At 46.3% G+C, this 24,088-nt stretch carries 23 protein-coding genes; 13 read left to right on the top strand and 10 right to left on the bottom strand.

The window, feature by feature from the left end; all coding sequences use genetic code 11:
* Window positions 1-31: 31 nt before the first annotated feature.
* From NWE73_RS04080 to hpt, 3 genes are read left to right on the top strand one after another with little or no spacing between them, the layout of a single operon-like run.
* Window positions 32-1,066 (top strand): hypothetical protein, encoded by a 1,035-nt coding sequence (locus NWE73_RS04080; RefSeq protein WP_277577005.1) that lies wholly within the window; start codon window positions 32-34, stop codon window positions 1,064-1,066.
* Window positions 1,067-1,098: 32 nt separating this feature from the next.
* Complete coding sequence (locus tag NWE73_RS04075; RefSeq protein ID WP_277577004.1) at window positions 1,099-1,890, top strand: uracil phosphoribosyltransferase; 792 nt, start codon at window positions 1,099-1,101, stop codon at window positions 1,888-1,890.
* A 14-nt stretch (window positions 1,891-1,904) separates the two neighbouring features.
* Window positions 1,905-2,435 (top strand): hypoxanthine phosphoribosyltransferase, encoded by a 531-nt coding sequence (hpt, locus tag NWE73_RS04070; protein WP_277577003.1) that lies wholly within the window; start codon window positions 1,905-1,907, stop codon window positions 2,433-2,435.
* A gap of 94 nt (window positions 2,436-2,529) precedes the next feature.
* On the opposite strand, the gene NWE73_RS04065 is transcribed toward hpt, so the two are convergent.
* The 5 genes from NWE73_RS04065 to NWE73_RS04045 form a co-directional block, all read right to left on the bottom strand.
* A complete protein-coding gene (locus NWE73_RS04065) occupies window positions 2,530-2,784 on the bottom strand; it encodes a hypothetical protein (RefSeq protein ID WP_277577002.1) in 255 nt (84 codons plus the stop codon).
* Window positions 2,784-3,260, bottom strand: a complete 477-nt coding sequence (locus NWE73_RS04060) for a hypothetical protein (RefSeq protein ID WP_277577001.1) — start codon at window positions 3,258-3,260, stop codon at window positions 2,784-2,786. Before NWE73_RS04060 ends, NWE73_RS04065 begins: the two co-directional genes overlap by 1 nt.
* Window positions 3,261-3,475: 215 nt before the next feature.
* Window positions 3,476-3,937 carry a hypothetical protein gene (locus tag NWE73_RS04055; protein ID WP_277577000.1) on the bottom strand — a complete coding sequence of 154 codons (462 nt, stop codon included), beginning with the start codon at window positions 3,935-3,937 and terminating at the stop codon, window positions 3,476-3,478.
* Between the two features lie 350 nt (window positions 3,938-4,287).
* Window positions 4,288-4,989: a pirin family protein gene (locus NWE73_RS04050; protein WP_277576999.1), complete on the bottom strand. Its 702-nt coding sequence runs from the start codon at window positions 4,987-4,989 to the stop codon at window positions 4,288-4,290.
* A 65-nt stretch (window positions 4,990-5,054) separates the two neighbouring features.
* Window positions 5,055-5,432 carry an acyltransferase gene (locus NWE73_RS04045; protein ID WP_277576998.1) on the bottom strand — a complete coding sequence of 126 codons (378 nt, stop codon included), beginning with the start codon at window positions 5,430-5,432 and terminating at the stop codon, window positions 5,055-5,057.
* Window positions 5,433-5,549: 117 nt separating this feature from the next.
* On the opposite strand from NWE73_RS04045, the gene NWE73_RS04040 reads away from it, so the two are divergent.
* The 5 genes from NWE73_RS04040 to murB all read left to right on the top strand — a co-directional run bounded on the left by NWE73_RS04040 (window position 5,550) and on the right by murB (window position 9,273).
* A complete protein-coding gene (locus tag NWE73_RS04040; RefSeq protein WP_277576997.1) occupies window positions 5,550-6,422 on the top strand; it encodes a LysR family transcriptional regulator in 873 nt (290 codons plus the stop codon).
* Between the two features lie 108 nt (window positions 6,423-6,530).
* Window positions 6,531-7,325: a thymidylate synthase gene (locus tag NWE73_RS04035; protein ID WP_277576996.1), complete on the top strand. Its 795-nt coding sequence runs from the start codon at window positions 6,531-6,533 to the stop codon at window positions 7,323-7,325.
* Window positions 7,322-7,840 carry a dihydrofolate reductase gene (locus NWE73_RS04030; protein WP_277576995.1) on the top strand — a complete coding sequence of 173 codons (519 nt, stop codon included), beginning with the start codon at window positions 7,322-7,324 and terminating at the stop codon, window positions 7,838-7,840. Before NWE73_RS04035 ends, NWE73_RS04030 begins: the two co-directional genes overlap by 4 nt.
* A 93-nt stretch (window positions 7,841-7,933) precedes the next feature.
* Entirely contained in the window at window positions 7,934-8,245 is a 312-nt protein-coding gene (locus NWE73_RS04025; RefSeq protein ID WP_277576994.1) for a PilZ domain-containing protein, read from the top strand.
* A gap of 14 nt (window positions 8,246-8,259) precedes the next feature.
* Window positions 8,260-9,273, top strand: coding sequence for a UDP-N-acetylmuramate dehydrogenase (murB, locus tag NWE73_RS04020; protein ID WP_277576993.1), 1,014 nt, complete (start codon window positions 8,260-8,262; stop codon window positions 9,271-9,273).
* A 74-nt stretch (window positions 9,274-9,347) separates the two neighbouring features.
* Here the strand turns inward: murB and NWE73_RS04015 are convergent, their stop codons facing one another.
* On the bottom strand, window positions 9,348-10,109 hold the full coding sequence (locus NWE73_RS04015) for a hypothetical protein (protein WP_277576992.1): 762 nt from the start codon (window positions 10,107-10,109) through the stop codon (window positions 9,348-9,350).
* Between the two features lie 253 nt (window positions 10,110-10,362).
* Here NWE73_RS04015 and NWE73_RS04010 point away from each other — a divergent pair, with 253 nt between their 5' ends.
* Window positions 10,363-10,830 (top strand): hypothetical protein, encoded by a 468-nt coding sequence (locus NWE73_RS04010; protein WP_277576991.1) that lies wholly within the window; start codon window positions 10,363-10,365, stop codon window positions 10,828-10,830.
* Window positions 10,831-10,971: 141 nt separating this feature from the next.
* A complete protein-coding gene (locus tag NWE73_RS04005; RefSeq protein WP_277576990.1) occupies window positions 10,972-11,652 on the top strand; it encodes a TetR/AcrR family transcriptional regulator in 681 nt (226 codons plus the stop codon).
* A gap of 82 nt (window positions 11,653-11,734) precedes the next feature.
* Here the strand turns inward: NWE73_RS04005 and NWE73_RS04000 are convergent, their stop codons facing one another.
* Together NWE73_RS04000 and dacB are read right to left on the bottom strand one after the other, a co-directional pair.
* Complete coding sequence (locus NWE73_RS04000; RefSeq protein ID WP_277576989.1) at window positions 11,735-12,928, bottom strand: lytic transglycosylase domain-containing protein; 1,194 nt, start codon at window positions 12,926-12,928, stop codon at window positions 11,735-11,737.
* A gap of 32 nt (window positions 12,929-12,960) precedes the next feature.
* Entirely contained in the window at window positions 12,961-14,382 is a 1,422-nt protein-coding gene (gene dacB, locus NWE73_RS03995) for a D-alanyl-D-alanine carboxypeptidase/D-alanyl-D-alanine endopeptidase (protein WP_277576988.1), read from the bottom strand.
* 116 nt (window positions 14,383-14,498) lie between these two features.
* On the opposite strand from dacB, the gene NWE73_RS03990 reads away from it, so the two are divergent.
* The 3 genes from NWE73_RS03990 to NWE73_RS03980 all read left to right on the top strand — a co-directional run bounded on the left by NWE73_RS03990 (window position 14,499) and on the right by NWE73_RS03980 (window position 20,508).
* Complete coding sequence (locus tag NWE73_RS03990) at window positions 14,499-15,455, top strand: signal peptidase II (RefSeq protein ID WP_277576987.1); 957 nt, start codon at window positions 14,499-14,501, stop codon at window positions 15,453-15,455.
* Between the two features lie 156 nt (window positions 15,456-15,611).
* The gene (locus NWE73_RS03985; RefSeq protein ID WP_277576986.1) at window positions 15,612-19,898 is read left to right on the top strand and encodes an RCC1 domain-containing protein; all 4,287 of its coding nucleotides are present in this window, start codon (window positions 15,612-15,614) and stop codon (window positions 19,896-19,898) included.
* Window positions 19,899-20,058: 160 nt separating this feature from the next.
* On the top strand, window positions 20,059-20,508 hold the full coding sequence (locus NWE73_RS03980) for a hypothetical protein (protein WP_277576985.1): 450 nt from the start codon (window positions 20,059-20,061) through the stop codon (window positions 20,506-20,508).
* A gap of 64 nt (window positions 20,509-20,572) precedes the next feature.
* Here the strand turns inward: NWE73_RS03980 and lon are convergent, their stop codons facing one another.
* Window positions 20,573-22,954: an endopeptidase La gene (gene lon / locus NWE73_RS03975; protein ID WP_277576984.1), complete on the bottom strand. Its 2,382-nt coding sequence runs from the start codon at window positions 22,952-22,954 to the stop codon at window positions 20,573-20,575.
* Between the two features lie 221 nt (window positions 22,955-23,175).
* The gene (locus NWE73_RS03970) at window positions 23,176-24,000 is read right to left on the bottom strand and encodes an exonuclease domain-containing protein (protein WP_277576983.1); all 825 of its coding nucleotides are present in this window, start codon (window positions 23,998-24,000) and stop codon (window positions 23,176-23,178) included.
* Window positions 24,001-24,088 lie beyond the last annotated feature (88 nt).

The following is a 24,088-nucleotide window of genomic DNA, read 5'->3' as shown; positions in this document are numbered from 1 at the left end:
TCTTCGAATATTTAAAAGGACTTGAATATCGATGCTCATTAAATGCCCACGTTGTGGTTTTCAACAACCTATTGATAAATATTGCGCTCAATGTGGCGTCGATATCGAGAGCTTTAAGCCGCCTGCGGCTCCGCTATTCAAAAAAATATTTGGCAATCCCCTGGTGCAATTGAGTTTGTTGTTAGTCACCGCTGGAAGCGTTGGCACTTACATTTATCAAAAAGGCCAAGACAATCTTCAACAACGAGTCACCTATCTTAAGTCCTCTGTACAAATCAATTCCTCAGAGTTGAATCCTCCTCCGCCACCACCACCGACGGCAGAGGTTGCCTCTGATTTTGCTCCGGCTCCCACTGCTGAAGAACTGGCTTCCCAACAAACAGAAGCAGCTTCAAGCGAAATGCCTGGAGCGAAAGCCGCTTTGGCAGCAAATAAAGAAGGCGCCGGCGCAAAAGACAACAAAGACGCGCGCGGCTTGGCAAAAACTTCGGGAGCGCATTTAGTCGTCTATTACGCCGAAGTCGGTCGCGGCACTTTGAATGGAATCTTTGAAGCAAGCCAGAACACAGGGCAGTTTATGAGCTTCAAAGACTACACGGCGGGAATTTTACCGAATATTGAAAAGCGCTTAACAGCCCCGAATATCAAGATCCTGCACAAAGAAGATCGCGCGCTGGATTCGTCGAAAACCCTGCAGTGGTTCTATGGCCTTAAGGATCGCCGCAATCCTTCGGTGGAAATCGGCTTAACAACCTTTTTTGAATTGAACGAGATGGATTCAAACAATCTTCGCGGAAACCTGGAGATTCAAAGAACTTGGCGCGAGGCCAGCTCTGCAGGAGGCGGCCAAGGTGGTTATGAAATCCAAAGAAAGTCCTTCCCCGCCATTTTTGAAATTGGCACAGGAACGGGCTTCTTCATGTCGGGCGTGATGCCCACTCTTTCTAATCTGGAAAACGACGACGAACTCACAGCAATTGATGTTTACAAAATCCTACACTCCCCGCGCTTTAGAGCCGGCGACAGCGATTTTGTGATCTTCATTGAGTTCGCCAAGGGCAACTGACAGACAACTAACCAGACAGCTGGGAATACACCATGGCAAAGTTTCAACAGGAGCTGGGTCACCACTACGGGCCTCAAGTTCATATCATCGACAGTCCTTTTTTAAATGGCCTGCTGGCAAAAGCCTGCCACCCCGACTGTGTTCAACCGGAAATCAATCGCATTGTAGAGGTGCTCTACACACATCTGATCTCTTTGACGATGAATAATGAGTTTGATCAAGAGCACTTCACTCAAGTCACGCGCATGACCGAAGCTCATCCCGAGCAATTACTCAAAAGCCATCGCCTGTCACCGCAGCAAAAAGCGGTCAGCGTCAACTTGGCTCGAGCGGGAACATATCCAAGCCATATTTGTTACAACTTCCTGCACTTTGCGCTTCCGGCTCAAAACGTGCGCCAAGACCACATCTTTGCGGCACGCATGACAGACAGCAAGGAACATGTCACCGGAGCGAACTTAGGCGGCATGAAGATCGGCGGAGACGTCAAGGAAGCCCACGTGATCTTCCCAGACCCCATGGGGGCCACGGGCAACACCATGGTGACTGCGATCGAGCATTATAAGAAACACATTGAAGGGCCAGCTAAGAAGTTTATCTGCCTTAATTTGATTGTGACGCCAGAGTACTTGAAGAATGTTCTTAAGGCACATCCAGAGGTCGTAATCTATGCCTTAAGACTTGACCGAGGGCTCAGTCCTCAGGCAGTTTTAGATGCAACTCCAGGCCAATATTGGGATCAGGAACGCGGCTTAAATGATAAGCAGTATATTGTTCCCGGTGGCGGCGGTTTTGGCGAAATCATGAATAACTCGTTCGTGTAAGAAAGGCCTTCACAATGACAAACTTGACTCTTAAACCCTACATCACTGAAGAAAAGCTCCAAGCAAAAGTTAAAGAGTTGGGTGCAGCTCTGACTAAGAAATTCAAGGGCGAAAAAGTTGTCGCAGTTTGCGTGCTTAAAGGCTCTTTTATGTTCTACTCTGATTTGATTCGCAGCATGGAAACTGACATCACTTGCGAATTCTTCGGCGTTGCTAGCTACCACGGCGGCACTTCTTCTTCAGGTGAAGTGAAAGTGACTCTGGACCTTGCGAGCCCCGTTGAAGGCGTTCATGTGATTCTGGTTGAAGACATCGTCGATACTGGTCTTACAATGAACTATCTCAAAGGTGCGATTCTTTCTCGCAAACCGAAAAGCCTTACGACAGTGGCTTTACTTGAAAAGCCAGATGCATTGAAAGTGGAATGCCAATTGGATCACGTCGGATTCAAGATCCCGAACGACTTCGTTGTGGGCTATGGTTTGGATTACCAAGGTTACTACCGCAATCTTCCATACATCGCGCAAGTTCAAAACTTCCAGTAAGAAATTTTCTGTAATTTAAAATGAAAAAGGAGAGCCACAAGCTCTCCTTTTTTTTATGCGCCGAGCGAAGCAAAAGGTGCCTGGCACCTTTTGCTTATTTCTTTGCTTTGCTGACGGCGAGTTGATCGAACTCAGCTTTAGGGATGGCGACGGTCACAACCTCACCCACGGAGTGTTTGTTTTTAAGGTATTTTTTTGAAACCTGAACTTTGCTGTCTTCAACTTTCAAAGTCAGAGTTTTCTCCTCTAAGGAAACAATCTTTCCTGTGATCGCCACGGTGTCCGCCGTTACCGCCAAAGCAGAAGCGCTCATCACCATCAGAGTTATGAAAGAGAAAAGAGCTTTCATTAGTTTACTCCCCGGCCGCTTGTGCTTTCTGTGCGCTTGATAACCGCGCCATCTGCACCCGTCTTCGCTGGGCCGTCTGCACGCTTGGAACCGTCAGTTCGTTTTGACTTGTCAGCCTCGCATGCGCAGGTTTTCGCTGCATCCCCGGTGCTTTTGATCGGCGCCACATTGTCGCCGCCAAATTTTGGAATGATCATTGGGATATCAGCCTTAGTGATTGATTTATCCTCCATGCACACGCTTGCCGTTGGGCAACTGTTGGACATGTCGGGACGACAATAGGCATTCTCTTTAACCTCTACAGGGCCACTTTCAAAACCCATGCGCATGCATGTGGCCTCCAGTGCGCAGATTTCTTTATTAAAAAGAAGGGCTCGTTTTTCTGAAGTCGTTTTGCATTCATTCATTTTCAACTTTGCTTCATCAGCGTGAGAGTTCAATCCAAGACCAAGCAGAACAAGAACTAGATATTTCATAACGTCCTTCGATAGGATTTTAAGTTTTACAGATAACTTTAATCCTATCATTTCAGTCGCAAACCCCACTCCTAAACCGACCGCTGTTCTCCAATTCAGTAAGTACGTCCAGTCCCTTGCACCCCTTAGAAGGGCGCCCCGCCGTGCGCACAAATAAAAAACCCCAGAGTTTGCACCCTGGGGTCTTAATGTTTTTAACTCAATTCAGGTAAAAACTAGGCTTTTGCTGTTGCAGCGCCTTTACCTTTTTTAGCAGCTAGTTCTTCAGGAGACATGCCCCAAGGAGAACCTTTTTTGTCGCCACCGCCGCCACGGCCACCTTGACCACGACCTTTACCGCCGCGTCCACCTTTGCCGTCAGCTTTTTCAGCAACAACTGGTTTTGCAGTGATAAGGAATTCTGGTACGTAGTGGAATTCTTCAACTTGAACTGCTTTTGCAGGAGCTTTTTCGCCTTCGTTCAAGCTCATAACAACAACGCGTTTTAGAGCGTCTTTGTTTTGACCAGCAACTTCCAAAGCGTTTACGAAGTGCTTCAATTTATCGCCTTCGAACTTAAAAGTTTCACCAAGGCTTGCTGAGATTTCTTCAGCGTTTTTGCCTTCAGTTGTAAGCGCCGCTTTAGCAGCAAGACCTTTGTTCAATGTAAATGTTGGGAATTCAGTTACTGATTTCATGGCGATCCTCTCGTTCCGACTTAGCGGAGTAATTTGCCAGCACTTCAACTTTGTCGAAGCAATAATGAGGCTCTTAGTTAACACAAAGGCCGCAGGTATCAAAGGACAATGACAAATCATATCCAAAGTTCCTACCTTAGACCGCCGATGGCGACGAATTTAGGACGAGGGCCTAGGAAATACCTAACAATCTCAAGGACATCTGTGATATCGCGCCTCCATCCACCGAGGCCAAAAATTTCACTCTACGGTCCTCTTAAAACCTCATCTAGCGTCAGAAAAAATAGAAAAGGAGAGCTTTTGGCTCTCCTTTTCTATTTAGGTCCGTGGAATCTTTGAAAACAGAGGCTTTAGCGCAAATCGAAAAGCAGGAACTCAGTTTCCTTGTTCGCTTTAATTTTTACCAAATCCTCATCTTGAATCGCCAAACCGTCTCCCGCATTCAAGACTTCTCCATTCACTTCGATTTGTCCTTCAGCAAGCTGAACCCAAACGCCGCGCTCAGGGCGCAGTTTAAATTCCAGGGTTTTGCCGGCTTCAAGAACTGACGCATAAAGGTCCACGTCTTGATGGATCTTTTGACTGTCTTCGCGTCCATCCTTAGAAACCAACAGGCGCAATACGTTCAGCTTCTCTTCCTTGCGGAAAGATTGCTGAGTGTAGCCTGGGGCAACACCCACTGTATCCGGTTGGATCCAAATTTGAAAAAGTTGAAGCTCATCCGTTTTGGAAGGATTGCTTTCAGAATGCCGAATTCCAGTTCCTGCATGCATAACCTGGATTTCACCAGCCTTGATTTGGCCAACACTTCCCAGGCTGTCACGATGCTCGACGGCACCCTTAAGAACATAAGTGATAATTTCCATGTCTCGGTGCGGATGAGTTGGGAATCCTGAGTCCTTGGCGATCCAATCTTGGTTAATAACTCGAAGATCGCGAAAGCCCATAAATTTTGGATCGTAATAGTCACTGAACGAGAAGGTATGGAAAGATCTTAACCAACCACCAAACTCTGCAAACCCTCGTTCATGAGATGCTCTAAGTAACATCATAAAATCATCCTTTCTCATGCGCCCCGGCTCGTGGCCGAAGCGCAAACACGCTATAGCTACTAAGTTTAAACCTTTTTAAAGAGCGGTTTGAAGCTCTGGAAGTATGCGATGCCGAGGAACAAATTGAAAGCTGTCATCACCAAGGCGATGCCGGCTCCTGAGGTATCCAAAACTGTGTGATACAGAAGAATCTGAATCACGATCGGCGAAATCACCACCAAAGCCAAAGGCACGGCGATGTTAGCCAGCAACATCACACCGACTGCGATCTCCGTCACCTTCAAAAGCATGAAGAAATAAGGAGCCGCCATCAAGCCACTCAAGAATTTAAGACCTGCTTCTGATGGAGGAGGTTGTGGCAAGAAATGGAAGAAGAAATTCAAACCAAATACCAACCACAAAAGACCGAAAATCAAACGTGCGCCAACTGCTGCTTTTTTCATAGGGATACTCCTTAAAGTATGTTTAATCGAACTTGAACAATATAGCCCACTAAATGATCTAAAAAAAATATAATATTTTGATTAACATGATCTAAAATTCTGATATAGTTGGAGGTGATGACATTAGATCAGTTGCAAGTTCTTCAAACCATCGTCAAATCCGGAAGCTTCAGAGCCGCATCCCAGGAACTGCATCGCGCCCAAAGCGCGGTGAGCTATGCGATGCGCACCCTGGAAGATGAGTTGGGATTCAAAATCTTCAATCGCGACCAATATCGCCCCGAACTGACTCCTCAAGGACGTGCCTTCCTCAAGAAAACCGATGATCTGATTTTTCAATTTGATGAAGTGAAAGAAACCGCAGAATTTTTAAAAAGAGGATATGAACCTGAAATCCGTCTCGCCGTGAGCCTGCTGTGGCCCCTCCCTAAACTCACAAGCATGCTCAAGGAGTTCACTCAAAAATTTCCGCAGACGGAAATCAAAATCATCAACGATGTCCTCAGTAATGACGAACAGTTGCTGGAAGACCACGCGGATATTGCGCTGGGTGCGATCTTCAACGAGAAAGGCCTTTTGGTTACCGAGGAGCTTTTCAAAGTGAACATGGTGCCGGTGTGCTCAGCAAAACACCCTCTGGCTAAAATTAAGAAGCCCAAACCAGAGCAGCTCAGCGAATATCCGCAGATCATCCTGAGGAGCACGGTGAAAAACTCCAATCGCTCCCAAGGAATCCTGAATCCGCACAAGGTGATCAGTGTTCAAGATTTCCTGACCAAGAAATGCTTCCTCGAAGCAGGTTTAGGTTGGGGGTTGATGCCTGATCATCTGGTCAAAGAAGAAATCAAGCAAAAATCACTTGTGCCGCTCGAGGCAAAACCCATCAAAGAGACCCTGAACATAGCTCGGCACTCCGCAAAAGATTTGGGTCCCTGCGGTAAATTCATCTGGGACTATTTTTCGAATAGACAAAAAAAACCGACCCAATAAACTAACAACAAGCCTCCGCACCCACCATTGCGCGCTGAGGCTCAAAAACTGTTTGATGCCCACCTTTGGTGGGACCGACGTACCTCACCCGCCCACACGGAGTTTTCAATGAAGCAGTATCACGATTTGATAAAATTTGTTTTAGAGAATGGAAATAAAAAAGAAGACCGCACTGGCACTGGAACGATTTCTGTTTTTGGATATCAAATGCGTTACAACCTTCAAGAAGGTTTTCCTCTTTTAACGACCAAGAAACTTCACACACGTTCAATCTTTCATGAGCTTTTGTGGTTCCTCAAAGGCGAAACAAATATTCAATATTTGAAAGACAATAAAGTTTCTATCTGGGACGAGTGGGCTGATGAAAACGGCAACTTGGGACCCGTTTACGGAAAACAATGGCGCTCTTGGGAAACTGCCGACGGTCGCACTATCGATCAAATTAGCAATGTCGTAGATCAGATCAAGAAGAATCCAGATTCTCGCCGCTTACTGGTTGTGGCCTTCAATCCTGGTGACGTGGATAAGATGGCGTTGCCACCTTGCCATGCCTTTTTCCAGTTTTACGTCGCCAACGGAAAGCTTTCTTGCCAGCTTTATCAAAGAAGCGCGGATATTTTCCTCGGCGTTCCTTTCAATATTGCGAGCTATGCACTACTCACTCATATGATTGCGCAAGTTTGTAATCTTGAAGTGGGCGATTTTGTTCACACGCTGGGTGATGCGCACTTGTATTCAAACCATTTGGAGCAAGCTCAGCTGCAGTTGACTCGCGACTTCCGCCCGTTGCCACAGTTGAAATTGAATCCAGCCAAAAAAGACCTTTTCGATTTTACCTATGAGGATATCGAAATCGTTGGCTACGATCCACATCCTGCGATCAAGGCACCGGTGGCCGTATGATTTTAACCCATGTTGTAGCCTGCTCTGAAAATCGCGTGATCGGCGCCCAAGGAGATATTCCTCCTTGGAACTTGGCCGAAGACATGAAGTTTTTCAGAGACACTACCAAGGGTCATATCATGATCATGGGCCGCAAAACTTTTGAATCTTTCAAAGGAAAAGCGTTGCCCAATCGCTACCACATTGTGATCACGCGCGAACCTGCGAAACAAAAATTTGAGTCGACCGAAAAAAGTCCCGTGGTTTTTGTTTCGAGTCTGGAAGAGGCTATCGAATTGGCGAAGCCCTTGACCGCTCAATGGGGCGACGAGGTGTTTATCATCGGCGGTGGAGAGATCTACAAGCAGGCCCTCGACAAGAACCTCACTGATAAGATTTATCTAACACTTGTGCATCGCGAATTCCATGGCGACACTTATTACCCACAAATCGACGAAAAAGTTTTCACGCTGACAAATCGCCGTGACGTCGAAACGCCTATTCCTTTTTCGTTTCTGACCTACATCCGCAAGTAAGGTCCAGAATTTAGTCCCAATTTGAGATCAGGCATTATTTAACTCAGAGAACACGATTTTTCTTCCGAGAATAGAAGTGTCGCGGAGTTTTGAATGACTGAAACCATTGCCAAGAGATTTGAAACGAAAGAAAAGGCCGTTATTGAGGTCTATGGACACGTCGGCGTCCTCGGAGCCAACCTTCGAAACCTGTCAGAAACCGGGGCCTTTTTGGAAGTATCCCATGGGGACTATGTGCCTCAAAAAGGCGACCTTCTGAACCTTACAGTCCAGTTAGAGACCATCAAGAAAACCCACAATGTTTCAGCTGAAGTTGTTTGGACTGAAGGAATGGGACTTGGCATTTGCTTTATTAACAAAGACGAAGTGCTTGAAAGAATGATGGCCAAAGCTCTCGGTTTCTAATATGCTCTCGATCCATGCAGATCCATCCACAAGTTGATTTGAGTACGCAAAATACCTTAGGCCTTCGCTCTCAAGCAGGTCTTTACACGGAATTGCACAGTATTATTGATCTGCATGCTCTGATCCAAGATCCCAGTCTTAAAAATGAAAAATGGCATATCCTTGGTGGCGGCAGCAACTTGGTGCTCCCTTCTGTGGTGCAGGGATTGGTGATCAAAGTGGCCAACACCGGCCGCGAGCTGCTTCATGAAGAGGCCGATCACTGGTTCGTCAAAGCTCATGCTGGCGAAAATTGGAATGACTTTGTTCAATGGACCTTACAACACGGCTATCATGGACTTGAGAATCTTTCGCTCATTCCTGGCACCGTGGGGGCCGCCCCTATTCAAAACATCGGCGCCTACGGTGTCGAAGTTAAAGACACAATATGGGAAGTAACGGGAGTCGATCTTAAGACGGGTGCACTTAAAACCTTCTCTAATGAAGAATGCCGTTTTTCTTATCGCGATAGTTTCTTCAAGCAGGAAGGCGCCGGAAAATACCTCATTTGGGATGTGACTTTCCGTCTTCCTAAAAAAGTAAAATTGAATTTGGACTATGGCGATGTTCGCAAGGAACTGGAACGTCAGGGGCTTGAAGAAAATCCTGTCAATGTCTCGAAAGCCGTGATCGCGATCCGCTCCAGCAAGCTCCCCGATCCCAAAGTGATTGGCAATGCAGGAAGCTTCTTTAAAAATCCGATTGTTTCCGCCTCACAAAAAGAGGATTTGCTAAAAAAATATCCGCAGCTGGTAAGCTTCCCCGCTGGTGAAGGTAAATTCAAATTGGCTGCGGGCTGGTTGATTGATCAAGCTGGATGGAAGGGCCAAAAGTTAGGCCCCGTCGGCATGTTTGAAAAACAAGCGTTAGTGCTAGTAAATCACGGCGGAGCTTCTGCTGATGACGTCTGGAAGCTCGCCGCCAAAGTCTGCGCAGATGTCAAAGCTCGATTTGGAGTAGAAATCGAACCCGAACCCATTCGCTGGTAGGTACGGACACACTTATGGTGTCGCACTTGCGTCACCATAAGTGTGTCCGTACCTTTTTTGATTCCTTTTTTTGATTATTTGATTTTCACTTTTGCCTTTTTGAGATTCAAGTCGATCAGACGTTTGAACAAAGGCTTCTTACGCGCATCACTTGTGCGATCCAGGAAGTAGACGGACTGTGAAGAAGATTTTGCCTGTACGAATGTTGGATTGATGGCCTTGAACACACTGCTGATATCCGCAAAAACCGCCACACCGCTCGTACCAGGAGTCACACCACTGAAAATGCCACCGTAACCACTCACTCCTTGCGCATTAAATGGCGCGAAGATATTTGCTGTTACTCCTGCGCTTAGGCTGTCAGATACCAAGGCATAACCAACCACGGCTTTTTGCAAAGTCCCTTCAATATTCACATACAACTTCGATGTCTTGCTGTTATTCAACGGCAGCGAGTACCAGTTGTTGGCATTCACTCCCCAGACTGGGAAAGCTGTTCCATTGGGAAGACCTTTTTCGGGAGTCAAAGATTGAAGCTTTGCCACTTTGGAAAGATTCAGCTCCAAGGAAATATCCGTCACACCTTGAGAGGGCGTCGCGATAGATACCAAACCCAATTGCTCCAGGGGATTTTCGGGATTGTAGATAGGCAATTGCACTGCCAAGATTTGCACGTTGTTGGAATCCAAATGCGTTGTCAGATCGACATAGATATCGCCCTGCTGAACTTCGGCTTTTAGATCGGCCCCTTTAATAATTTGCACTCCATTTTCCGAACAGGCCGCGAGTGAAGAAAGGGTCAAAGCTGCCAAAAATAATTTCTTTATTGTGATCATTGTTGCGAACTCCTAGTTGATAAGTTTCAGGTGGCGACGTTTTCGGTGCGCCCGAGAAGAACTAAATAGGTGCGAACGAAATCCTGACAAATACGACGCAAAGTCTGAACAACAAGAGGCCATTTAAAATGGCGTCCATAGCACTTTAAAGCCCCGCAATTTGTTCCTTGTCAAAAAGGTCGACAACCAACTTGGTCTCAAAATGAAATTAGGGTAGTTTTGCGGGGCTTTTTCTTTGCACATAGGGGAATCGATGCAAACACGTTGGTTGAGTTTCATATTAGTAGTATTGACGATGATGACAGTTCTGAATGCTTCGGCTCAGGGCTCCTCTGCGGCGCTCTGCCCTGTCCCTAAGGGTGCAAAGCTCGCTCGCGATCAACGCGATGGCGTGCGCTTAGCCTGCTTGAAGCAAAAAAAATCTGAACTCAATGTGACGCAATGTTTGGGCATTGCGAACTCTATGGAATATTCAACCAATGCAGAAGATGCCCGCATGGTTTGTCTTTATGATCTTCGTCAAAAATTGACCCCGAAAGAATGCCTCACCGTCACTAGAGCTATGGAGTACCCTGATTCTGGAGACGAGGCTCGCTGGGAGTGCATTCGCCGATACAACAAGTCCCTTTCAACAAAACAGTGCCGCATTTTCGCAAAAAGCATGAGCTATCCTGCCAACGCTCAACGAGCAGAGGTTTACTGCAGCCAGGAGCTTCAGTAGATTTTGTTGAACCCAGACCTAGGTCCAGCTGTAATGAACATTACAGGTTTGTAAAAATCCAGACTTGCGTACATGTCCTTGGAGGCCTAATCTGTCCTCAGGGGACTCGTATCCCCTCGGGAAAGGGAGAATCACTTCAACATGATTCAGTCTATGGAAAAAGAAAAAGCGAAGAAAACTAAGATTATCGTAAAAGCTCCAACTCAAGAACGTTCACGCCAAACAGTAGCAACTATACTCGATGCCTGCTCACGACTCTTGGTTTCAGAAGGTTTTTACTCCATTACAACAGACAAAATTGCAAAAGAGGCTGGCGTCAGCATTGGCTCCCTCTATCAATTCTTTGGCAATAAAGAGTCTGTGGTTCAAGCCGTTGTAAAAAGCTTGATGGAAGAAGACAAGCGCATCATGACCGAAAGAATGCGCGCGATCTCACCTCTACCTCCAGAACAGCGCGTGAAAGCAATGATCGAACTTTCGTTCGAGATTTGCCGCCGCAATTATGAATTGCGTGCGAAGCTAACGACGATTCAGTACTACGTTGCAGAAGCTTCGTATGTTTCTGAATTCATCCGCTTCTTCCAGGAAGTTGTTCGCTACAATCTTCCACAAATTCCCGGCAAGGATATGGATAAAGTTTCCTACCTGTTGGTGAATGCGTTCATCGGCCTTGTAAACACTATGGCGATTGATAATCCTAACTATATCAATGACCAATCATTGCTGAACGAGATCTCTCAAATGTTCTTTAAGTATTTGGATATTGGAACCCCAGCCGAAAGCACCAAAAGCCTTTCAGCAGGAAAAGGCGACTTCATTTAAGAACTGAAGCACCACATATCTTTAAAATAAAAAACCCGCTGATGAAGCGGGTTTTTTATTTAGCGCTGCTTGAATCAGGCTTCTATCGGGTTCTTTTCTCATCAGCAGCAATTGAACGCTCTCTATGAGCCAAAGAAATCAAAGCGATGTTGTATTTATCCTTTGGCACCGAAACCACTGTGTATTTCGGAATAGCGTAACCACGTTTCGTTACAAGCGCCGTCAAATGGGGATTGAAAACTTGTGCTTTCTCCAAATCGCCATCAAACCATTTCACCAAATCTTTGTACTTTACCGCCGTCGGCAGCTTCAAGTCTTGAGAGTCCAAAGGTTTTGACCAAACTACGGAACCAAAATAAGCACTGGCATTCTTCTCAACTTCTAATACAGCCATAAAGCATGCGTAGAAATTTCTCGATGCAAAACCAAAACTGCGACGAGAATCAACATTCTCAATCAAGTGAGCAAGATCCTTGGTTTTATATTCTGAAGTCATCTTTTTCACGCCCGTCGGTCCGTGATTGTAACCAGTCACTGCCAGGGGCCAAGACTCCAACATGCTGTAGTTCTGGCGCAAAAGTTTTGCCGCCAGCTTCGTTGCCTCCAGCGGATGATTGCGCTTGTCGACACTTGCTGAAATCATCTTATAAGGACGAGCTGTGTAAGGCATGATTTGCCAGATACCACTCGCACCCACCTTGGATCGGGCCATGATATTGAACGAACTTTCCACAAACGCCAGGCGGGTCAACTCCGTTGGAACTTTTGCTTCGCGGAAGATTTTCTCCATGTCCTCAATATAACGACCGGAATAGAAGATCGCAGCTTGCATACGATCTTTCTGGCCCAACTGAAAGCGCATGCGCTCTGCCGTCGGCTTATCCATCTTCAGGCGAATTGCGATTTCTTTTTTAACCGTGTCGATCTTCTTTTGTTTTTCACGATCAGTTTTCAAGTCTTTGAAATCCACAACTTCATAGATGGTCTCTACGTTGTCCATATCGTGGATCACACCTTGCGATGTTGTATATTTAGAATAGATATCCACCCAGAACTGAACCTGCTTTTCCATTCCTTTAGGAACAGCAAAAGCCGTGTCAGAATAACCAAGGAAATCCTTTTGATTCTTAAAATCGGGAGCACGCCAAATACGGCTGTCTGCGTTTAAAGGCGCCGCGACCTGCGGCACCACCTGCGCAGCAATATCATCTGCCGAATAGGCAGCTGTAGAGCTGAGCAAGAAAACGCTTAATACTGAGACACTCATTAGTTTCATCGAACGTGCTCCTGTCATGGATCTAATTCGGCTTATTTTACTAAGAAGATAAGCAATTTATCAAAAAATTGGCGAACCTTTGTTTCATCTGTAGAACCGTTATAAATGAAACTAAAAGTCACAACTCGTCCGTCCTCAAGTCCCGCGTATCCAGCTAGAGTTACAACATTGTTGATGTATCCCGTTTTGGCGCGCACCCATCGTTCGGCAGCAGAATTATTCATTCTCTTTTTGAGTGTCCCATCAATGCCTGCAATTGGTAAAGAGGTGAGAAACTCTGGCTGGACTCTAAAGTCATTTCTTAAATGCTGAAGTACTTTCCACATCACATATGAGGACATCTTATTTTCACGTGTTAAGCCCGAAGGACTTTCGATGTGATATTGCTCTTCAGGAAGGTTCAAGCTTTTCAGATGTTCATTAATCAAAACCACACCATCTGCCAGAGTTGCACCTTTGGACTTGCGCAAAGTTCCCAAATTTTTAGTGAGCATTTCTGCGACATAGTTATTCGAAAACTTATTCATGTCGGCCAAAATTTGCTCAATCGCTTTGCTTTCTGATTCCGCGAGAACATCCGCCTTCTCTGGTGTGACACCAGTTTTGATGCCGCCGGTTACTTGAATTCCTCTTTGCTCCAAGAAGGCCTTCAAATTGTATCCAGACCAAAGGTCCGGTTGTGTGATGTTTTTAAAGATCGCAATTTCCTTGTAGCCCTTACCGATGCTGCCACCCACGTGAATCACATCACCATCAAACTTCGAGTCTTCTTTTCGATCTGCCACCAACTTGTTGTCGCTGCCAGAGGTGGTTTTCGCTTTCGAGACCAGACGGATGTAGTCGTTTTCTGGATCTGCATAAACTTTTGCCTCTTGTCCTGGCTGACCTGGGCGGACAAAGATGTTGGCAGAATTCCAATTGAAGGACATCGCCCCCACCGGAGCATCGTAAGCTCGATCCACGCGTTCTTTTTGGCGACTAACGTCGTAACGCATTTTATCAAATAGCGAGTCATCCACGATAATATCGCCTTCGATTTTTTTAATCTGACTGCGCAAGAATGCGTTCACCAGGAACCACATGTTCTCAGAAACAAAAGAAGGATCTCCTCCCCCTTTCAGATACAATGAACCTTTAAGAACACCGTTCTTCACGTCAGCGCTGGAAAGAAGCTGCGTTTTGAATTTATGCCCCGGAGGAAAATTCGCCAAGACTGCAGAAGCCGTCACAACCTTACTGATGGAGGCTGGAATCATTATTTGCTTTGAGTTTATATCAATAACGGTCTTCAGACCCTCGCCCTCACCTGTCGTGGCGTAAACTGAAAGGTCTTTTAACTGGACCCCTTGCTTTTTTGCGAGACTCTCCAGTTCGCTCTGCACACCTTTGGCTTCCACATTGGCTTGTGCATTGAGCATCCACATCACAGCTGTCGTAAGAATAAAGAACTTCATCGGCAAATAATCCTTTCACTAAGCTCTCGCCAATACCAGCCAGACGCCCGCTGGACAATAGTAGCGATCAAAAATTCAGTTCGCAAGAGGAGCAGGCCCTTGATAGACTTTAGAACATGAAAAAACGCGAATGGCTCATCGTGATTCTTCCTCTTCTGGCAACCTGGTTCGTGGACCGCGTCACCAAAATGTGGGCAGCTGATCTCAAACAGATTCTATCTTTTGGTCCTCTTCATTTCGTATTGCACCACAATCACGGAGCAATGCTAGGCCTATTTTCAGATTTGCCATCGGTACTTAGAATTGTGTCTTTGTCGACGGGTGGCGCCTTTCTGCTTTGCACCTATGCTTTGATTCAATATTTGCTTCCGATCAAATCACTCACCTTGCGCTCGGGCCTATCCATTCTAATAGGCGGCATCATCGGCAATGTGACAGATCGTATTTTGTGGGGCTATGTCGTCGACTTCATCGTCGTCGGAACTCCCTCCCTTTCAAGCCCGGCGTTCAACTTAGCTGATGCCTTGCAATGGGTGGGCTATGGACTGATTGTTTATGCGATCATTCGCGAAGGCGAATTGCTTTGGCCTGAAAATAACGTGCGCAAGCAGTATTGGGTCAACATGCCTTTTCAGCTCAAATACTGTTTTGTCTTAATGGGTGTTGGTTTGAGTTTGACCTTGATCAGCCTGGTATTCTCTTACACATATTTGCGTGTCACAATCCAGGAGCTCGTTGGTAACAACATGTTCCTGATGAATAAATTTTTAGTACCCTACGTGATCACGTTCATGATTATTTGTGTCGCATTCTGCGCAATTTTATTTGCTGTGGGTCGCCTGATTTCCCACCGCATCGCAGGCCCGCTCTATGCTTTCGAAAGATTTTTATCCGAAGCGCTGGCTGGAACGGCAAGGCCTTTAAAGCTGCGCAACGGTGATGAATTCAAGCATCTTGAAGAACTTGCGGACCAAATCAATGCCCGTCTTCAAGCGATAAAACGTGAACGCACCGTCAACGTTATCGAGTTCTCAGAGAGCGAAACTGAGAAGAAAAAAGATCCTGTCGAGTAAAACCGCAACAAGAACCGATTAAAAACCTGTCAAACCATCTCGTCTGAGCAAGCAAATAGGCTCAGACTGAGACTCTCCTTAATTAGACTCCTGAAATCTCATAAAACCACCCTCTCAGATATACAGCCTGATTCGAAAAAAACCGAATAGTTGTTTATGTTTAAGGGGAAGAAGAGCAGCACGTTTTTAGCGATGATCATGATGATCGTTGCCAGCGGACTCATCGGTTGTACCGATGTGGTGCCGAAAGTTTCCCTTCTGCGTGGTCAGCTTGATAACTCCAATAAAATTTTATTTGCTCCATTCATTCCAAGCCAAAATCCAGCCAATGATTATTCTGAAAAATTTGCGACAGCCTCGGGAACTGGTTATTCAGCTTACAAGGTGACTGTCATTCCATCGGTTCAAAGCTGCAGCAGCGTCGACTTCACCTCAGTCGTAGAGACAGCTTCCGGCAAAGGCTCATTCATTCCCACAGCCGATGGTGCTTACGTCTTCTGTGCTATCGGAAAAGTGGCAGCCACGGGAAGCTGGCAACTGGCATCTCAGGCAGTCAGTTCGGCCATCTTGGAAATCGACACCTTGGCTCCACAAACAAGCAGTTTCACAATCAACTCCAATGCAACATACACGACAACTCTTCCTGTGAACTTGCAGCTGACCAGCAGTGGCGCGACACAAATGTTTATCACTCAAGACCCTTCTTGCAATGCAGGGGGAACCTGGGAAAGTTTTAGTCCTACAAAAAGTTGGACTTTGCAGACGGCAAATTCATTAAATCAAATCTACGTGAAATTCAGAGACGCCGCCTTGAACCAAACTTCTTGTCTTTCACAGCAAATCACACATGATGGCATAGGACCTTCCATGGTGACGGTGGACTCGCCAGTTCCCAATTCCATATTAAATGCGAGTATCAGCAGTTCTCTGGCATTCTCGTTGAGCTGCGAAATCAACTCTTCCATTCAAATTTCAGGAGCCTTCTCTCAGAATATTAACTGTCAACCTGATGGCCATGCGTCTCTTGTCATTCCGTTCTCAAGTTTCATGGAAGGAAACAATTCGCTTCAATTCAAAGCCGTTGATGTTGCTGGAAATCAATCTCCAGTTACTGTTGCCAATTACTTCAAGGACACCATCGCTCCCGCAGTAGGAACCTTTACTTCACCAGGACCAGGGAGCTATGCCAATGCATCGAACTATCTGAACTTCCCCGTAAACGGAACCTGCGAGATCGGTGCAACAGTTTTATTCGATGCTCATGAGTTTCCGTGCCCAACTGGAACTTGGGCCGCGACGACCAACTTGTCGAGTTCTTCTGATGGCACTGTCGTGCTCAGCTTCAGCCAAAGAGACACTGCGGGAAATGTCAGCGCGAGCACATCTGTCACAATTAACAAAGACATTGCTGCGCCGGCGCCTTTAACTCTTGCGACTCTTGCTGGAACTTACATCAATCAAGCAAATCAAATCAACTTTGCGATCAATGGCTCCTGCACCTCTGGAAACATGGTGAGAATTTCATACATCTCGGGAGTTGTCGATCTGCCTTGCTCAAGCAATACCTTTAGCAAAGTCTTAGACCTGAACAGCCTGAACGACGCTTCTTATGATTTTAATTTTTTCCAAATTGATCCGGCGGGAAATATTTCAACGGGTGTCACTGCCACTTACATTAAAGACGCGACTTCGCCCATTGTTTCGTTGGCAGGCCCACCCGCCAACACCAGTGGCGGAGAGCAATTGTCCGTGACGGTTTTTGGCCCTGTCGATCTAGCAACCTACAAATATAAATTAGGTCCCCAGGGTTCCACAGATTGTGGAGTTGTTTTTGACTACAGCGCCGCCATTACTAAATCCACACCCATCACGGCGGCTCTCAGTACCTTTCCAGATGGATACTTACAACTTTGTGTTCTGGGAATTGACACCGCCGGAAATATCCAAGGATCAGCAACAACGGCGTCTTGGATTAAAGATACGACTGTCGCTTATTTGAAAATCGTCGAGCGCGAACGCACCGTTGACACAGGTAGCGGCGCTCAACAGTTTTCTTTGGAATTAAGTCAGACCAAACTCTATCCCGTGCAGGTTTATTTCACAGTGGAAGGCGATTCTGTTTTTGGCATCGACCACACTCTTGCCAACAACAGCTCCATCATTATTCCCGCGGGCCAATTAACAAAGCCCCTGACTTTTAATATCTTGAACAACGGCGGCGTGGCTTCGGGCTATTCCACTCTCAAGGTGCGCATCAATCAAATCTCTATGCCCTTGGTGATTCCGGACAATCTGTATCAATCTTCAATGTATATCAAATATGCCGGGGCATTGCCCGCGCCATCCATGGTCTCAATAGGCTCACAACATACTTGTTCGGTTTTAAACAATGGAAAATTGAAATGTTGGGGCGATAACAGCTTTGGACAATTGGGTGATGGAACCTCTGTACAAAAATCAAGTCCCACTGCCGTTGATCCGGCCACGAACTATCAATATGTTTCTGCGGGCAGCTCCCACACTTGCGCCATCAAAACTTCGAACCAACTCATGTGCTGGGGCTCCAACTCTTCCAATGAGTTAGGTCATTCCGGTCCCAATGAAATGACTCCTTATCTTGTGGATTCTGGAACTTCCTACATTCAAGTCAGCGCTGGCTCCCAAGCCTCTTGTGGCATCACCACCTCCAACTTGTTAAGATGTTGGGGCAGCAACTCTGGAAACCGCATCGGTCTGGCAAGTTTAGGTATTTATCCTCCAACAAACATTGGCTCCGGGTACTCTTGGGTTTCCTTGGGCTTGAACCACGCCTGTGGACTTCTGACAGATGGGACCCTGAAATGTTGGGGATCCAACGACAACGGACAGATGGGAGATGGCACCACTGTCGCGCGCATCTCTCCCGGAACCACGGATATTTCAACAAAGTACAGTGATGTCACCGTAGGCCCCAATCATACTTGTGGAATAGTACAGACTACGGGCGTCCTTAAATGCTGGGGTCTAAACAACTATGGCCAATTGGGCCAAGGGGACACGACGTCAAGGCTTTCTCCAACCATTGTCGCTTCAGGAACTTCATTTGTTCGAGTTTGGGCTGGCAGTGCACACACCTGTGCACTCAGTGCCGCGGGGAAAATGTGGTGTTGGGGGTTGAATTCTGAAGGACAATTGCTAAGAGGGCATACTCAGACCCTCAGCAGTCCCGCTATCACTGACTCCACTGAAAATTACGCGACTGTTGCGGCGGGATTCAATGCCACCTGTGGAATCACGGCCACTAACAATCTTAAATGCGGCGGCAGCAACTCTTCCGGGCAAGTTGGCGACAGTACGATCACACATAAGAGAACTCCTAGTTCGACAGGGATTCCAGGAACATTCTCAAAAATTGCTGCCGGGTTTGGGCACACTTGCTTTTTAAGTAACTCCGGATCAATTTCATGCTCGGGCTTCAATGGCTATGGACAAGTTGGTGACGACACTCTCAACAACCGGGTTCTGGCAACAAAAGTTGATGCAGTCACAAGTTACGGTCAGCTCGCGGCGAACTTCTATCACACCTGCGCTATCACGAATGACAGCAAACTCAAATGTTGGGGAAGAAATGACAAAGGACAGATCGGAGATGGCACAACCATCAACCGAGTAAGTCCAACCTTGATTGATTCAAATACAAGCTACGCAAAGGTCGCGGTCGGCACTTATCATACTTGTGCGATCACGACCGCTGGATCTCTAAAATGTTGGGGCAAAAACGACACGGGTCAATTGGGTGACAATACGACCACCACGTCTCCCAATCCAATAAGCATTGATTCGGGTGTCTCGTACTCGACAATCTCCGCCCACGATTCTCACACCTGCGGTATTACCACCTCGGGAGTTTTAAAATGCTGGGGCGACCAGTCCTATGGAAAGCAAGGTAATGGCATCACATCGGGGAGCAAACTCACACCCACTATTGTTGATAATGGCGTGTCCTATTTGATGGTTGCAACGGGCTATGATTCAACATGCGCGATCACCACCACCGGCCAATTGCGTTGTTTCGGTTTTAACGTCTTCGGCCAAATCGGTGACGGCACGACCAGCAATGCTCTCTATCCGACAACTATCGATAGCGGTGTTTCCTATACTCGGATCGCCTTGGGACACTATCACGCGTGCGGAATCACGACAGCGGGAACCGCAAAATGTTGGGGCTGGAATGACTCAGCTCAAGTTGGAAACAACTCGTTTGTCTATCAAGTCAGCCCACAAATTATAGACTCTGGTGTGTCTTACACAGAACTGGCTTTGGGTTACAATCATACTTGCGGCATCACAACTTCGGGAGCTACCAAATGCTGGGGCAACAATAACTACGGACAATACGGCGATGGCGGCATTCCCTCTCATTGGCGTTTGGCTCTTAATATCATGAAATGGCTTGTTCCATAAAATTCCGTTTCCACCTTAGATTACGCATGTTTAACCGCCCTTTAAGATAATTTTTGTCACTGTTCTTCCTTTAGACAGCTAATCTGCCGCCATTCTCAGTCCTATCGGTTTTAACACTGGCAGGTCTTATGCATTAGCGAACTTAATCTTGGAGGAAATTATGATGAAAAAGTTCTTGGGCGTACTGGTAACTATTTTAATGGCTGCTCCAGCAATGGCCAGAGTATCCAATCAGGAGTTTCTGGATAAACTCGTAAAATCCGTAAATGAGCAACTTGTTGTTATCAACAAGGAAAGAGCTGCGGATGGCAAAAAACTTTATTGCCAACAGCTCAGCGAACAGGGAGTTCAGTCGCTGGCGAAGTATGCTTTAAAGTATGACCTTCGCAGCTACGACGTTTTGAGCTTTGTTTCTAGTGCTGCTGACCAGCTCTTCTGCTATCCATTGGCGTGCCCATCTCAGGGACGCGCATCTTTAGGCGGAGCTATCTGTAATGCGAAGTCCTATAACATGGATCTAAGCCTTTTAAGAGCCGCTCTTTCTTCAATGAATGGTGCTGAAGTGGAAAATTATGACACTCTTCAAAGCATCGCGGAACGAGCTCGATAGATTTTCGTTTGAATTTGAAAAAAAAGGCCGAGCATCATCTGCTCGGCCTTTTTTATTGTCTAACTTAGCTTACAACATCTGGTGAAAACGGGGTCGAATCTCCAATGTTTCTTTTAACGAAATCTGGAAGCTCGACATCAAGAGCAATTTTCAAAACTTCATTAACATTTTCCACAAAATGAAATTCTATATCCTTCTTGATCTCCGCAGGAACCTCGCGCAGATCTTTTTGGTTCTTTTTGCATAAAATCACTTCTGTGACCCCCGCCCTGTGAGCGGCAATAATCTTCTCTTTAATTCCTCCGACAGGAAGCACACTGCCTCTTAAAGAAATCTCCCCAGTCATCGCCAGCTTCGGACTGATTGGTTTTTTCAGAAGCTTCGAAGCAATCGAAGTCAGCATCGTCACCCCAGCAGAAGGACCATCCTTCGGAATGGCACCCGCGGGAACATGCACATGGATCTCTTTCTTCGAGAAATCAATAGTTGGATCCAACAAAGGCAACCGCGCTCGAAGAAGACTTAATGCAATCTTTGCCGATTCTTTCATCACATCCCCCAACTGCCCTGTCAGCTGCAGTTGACCGGTGCCCGCCATTTCCTCTGTTTCTATGAAAAGAATATCCCCACCCACCGGAGTCCACGCAAGTCCCGTCACCACTCCTGGAGGCAAAACACTTTCAATCATGTCTGCAGAGAATCTTTCTGCACCAAATATTTCATCCAAGTCACCGACATCCACAGTGATCTTCTCACCACCGGCTTTGACAATTCTCAGACTCATGAACTTGCAGATCGTTGCCACCTTACGCTGCAGTTCACGCACCCCGGCTTCTCGCGTATAGTCCGTGAGCATTTTCGTCAAAGCGCGATCCGTGATTTCAAGTTGATTTTCATCGATACCATGCTCTTTCAATTGCTTAGGCCAGAGGTAGCGTTTGGCGATTTGTTTTTTCTCTTCGACCGTATAACCAGTCAGTTCTATCACTTCCATGCGATCCAACAACGGACCGGGAATGGTTTCCAAAGTATTCGCCGTTGCGATAAACAAAACTTTCGAAAGGTCAAAGGGCGTATCCAAATAGTGATCTTGGAAAGAATTATTTTGTTCTGGATCCAAAGTCTCCAAAAGAGCCGCGGCGGGATCCCCGCCATATCCTCTGGAAAGCTTATCAATTTCGTCGAGGATAAAGACCGGATCATTCTCACCGGCTTTCTTAATGCTGGAAATAATTCGCCCTGGTAAAGCTCCGATATAAGTCCGACGATGGCCGCGAATTTCCGCATCATCGCGCACGCCGCCTAAGGCTGCGCGCACATATTTTTTACCCAAAGCCCTGGCGATGCTTTTGCCTAAGGAAGTTTTACCCACCCCTGGAGGTCCGACAAAAAGCAAAATAGACCCTTGATGCGACTTGCGAAGTTTCATCACCGCCAAATGCTGCAGAATTCTTTTCTTGATTTTATCCATTCCAAAATGGTCTTCATTCAGAATTCTTTCTGCCGCTTCAAGATCAATTTCATGTTCTTCTGAAGACTTATTCCACGGCAAACTGACCATGAGGTCCAAATGCGTGCGAATAATTTGGTACTCTGGTGAGGCGGAGTTCATACTTTCAAGCCGGCGCAGTTGGCTGGTTGCCAATTCCAAAGCTTCTGGCGGCATCCCCGCAGCTTTGATTTTTTCCTCGTACAACGAAAGTGCGCCCTTGGAATCCTCGTCACCCAACTGTTCGCGAATTACGCGCATTTGTTCGCGCAAAATACTTTCACGCTGACTTTGGTTGATGTTTTCGCTCAGCTTGTCACGAATACCGATTTGAATTTTGAGGCGTTCCTTCTGCTCTTGCAAAAGATCCAAAATCTTTAGAGATCGCTCTTTGAGATCCACCGTTTCCAAAAGCTCTTGTTTCACTTTTAAATCAAAATCCGCATGGGCCGCGCAGACATTGGTAAGCAGACTGAGATCCTCAATATCCGCAATCCACTCTTTCACCCGGCGCATATGACGGCCTAAAAGATCCAAAGTCTCGTATGAAATTTGTTTCAGGCTAGTCAGCAAAGCTTCTTGAGTTTTTGCATCAATATTGCTGACATCATCCATGGTTTCGGTCAACGCTTCAAAAGCGCCCCCCGCGGCATGCATCTGCACGATTCGAACACGCTGGTGAGCATTTACAAAAATGCTGTAACTCCCATCGTCTTCCTTCTTGAAAGACTCAATTTTACAAAGCGTTCCCACAGAAGGCAGATCCTCTGCTTTTTCCACATTGGGATTCTCGGAATTCTTCTGCGTTAGCAAAATAATCCACTTCTGATCACTCAAAGCTTTCTGAAGCGACTCGACACTCTTTTCTCTTCCGACACGAAGAGGCATGCTAATGCCGGGAAACAAGACGGAATTTCTTAAGGGAATGACTGGGATAAAACCAGATACAAAGGACATGATTACACCTTTCCTCCACCATTATGGAGATTAAGAAGTGATCTCATGAGAGCTGCATCTAGCGTAAATACGCAGGAGATCGCTTCAAGTAAAACATGTAGCTGAATAACATTTCGTCAAGGGACTTCAAAAAATGGAAGCCACCTCACTATTAACTATTCTATCTGATATCTATATTATAGAGAGGGCGCATGACGCGCCATCAACGAGATTAAGAGAATCTAAAATACAACGGCCACATCTTTGATACGTGACATATAATAACGCTTGTTCGTTTTATCTTTGTGACAAAAGGCTTGAAGATAATCGCCATCAGGATTTCGCACAATTCCAATCGGAGTCAAACGGCGCGTTTCCCCTTTGGTCGACCCACCGTCATAAACCAAGTCGATATCTTTCTTGGTGTTAATCGCATCAATCAAAGTGATGATCACGGGATTTCTGCCGGACAGTGAATAATCTTTCCACCACAATTGCTTGCCCTGGCTTTTGATTGCTTTGGCCAACGTAGCTTCTTCGCCTAGCTTCTTGAAGCACTCAAGTCCCACCATCAAACAGGCTTTCGCATCATCATAAGCACGATGCGCTTGTCCGCCATCAATGCCCAAATGTTTCACCAAAGTTTGAAGCTTGTGATTATCCACACCATGAATCAGTTTGCGAGAAAGAAGACTGGTGCATAACGCAGGCTCCGGAGGAAGCGCCAATCCCGCTTTCTCAAATTCCAAGGTTAAGAAGCCCAAATCAAAAGGACAGTGATGAGCCATCACAATACATCCCTTGAAGAAATCATGAATCTCAACCACCTTCGCCCCCATGTTAGGAGCATCGGCAACCATCTCATTGGTGATGCCATGAATACCAATAATAAAATCTGTCATCGCCTCACGAGGTTTGAGCAAGAACTGCATCCGACCGATTTCTTCACCCTTAAAGTATTTCACCGCTCCAAATTCGACGATGTCATGGCCCACGGGGTAAGCACCGCTGGTTTCGGTATCAAATGCAATAAATGTGTACTCGCTAAGTGGCAGATCTAAATTCATAGTGCGCCAGAGTACCCTGCCCACCGCTCTTGGTCCAGTTCCTCGGACAGGCTTCTCGTGATTTCTTTGTTTTTCCCCACCCTATGGT

Origin of the sequence: Bdellovibrio svalbardensis (genome assembly GCF_029531655.1) — a bacterium.
Lineage (GTDB): Bacteria > Bdellovibrionota > Bdellovibrionia > Bdellovibrionales > Bdellovibrionaceae > Bdellovibrio > Bdellovibrio svalbardensis.
The sequence above is the reverse complement of the archived record's forward strand: the minus strand, read 5'-3'. Positions and strand labels throughout refer to the sequence as shown.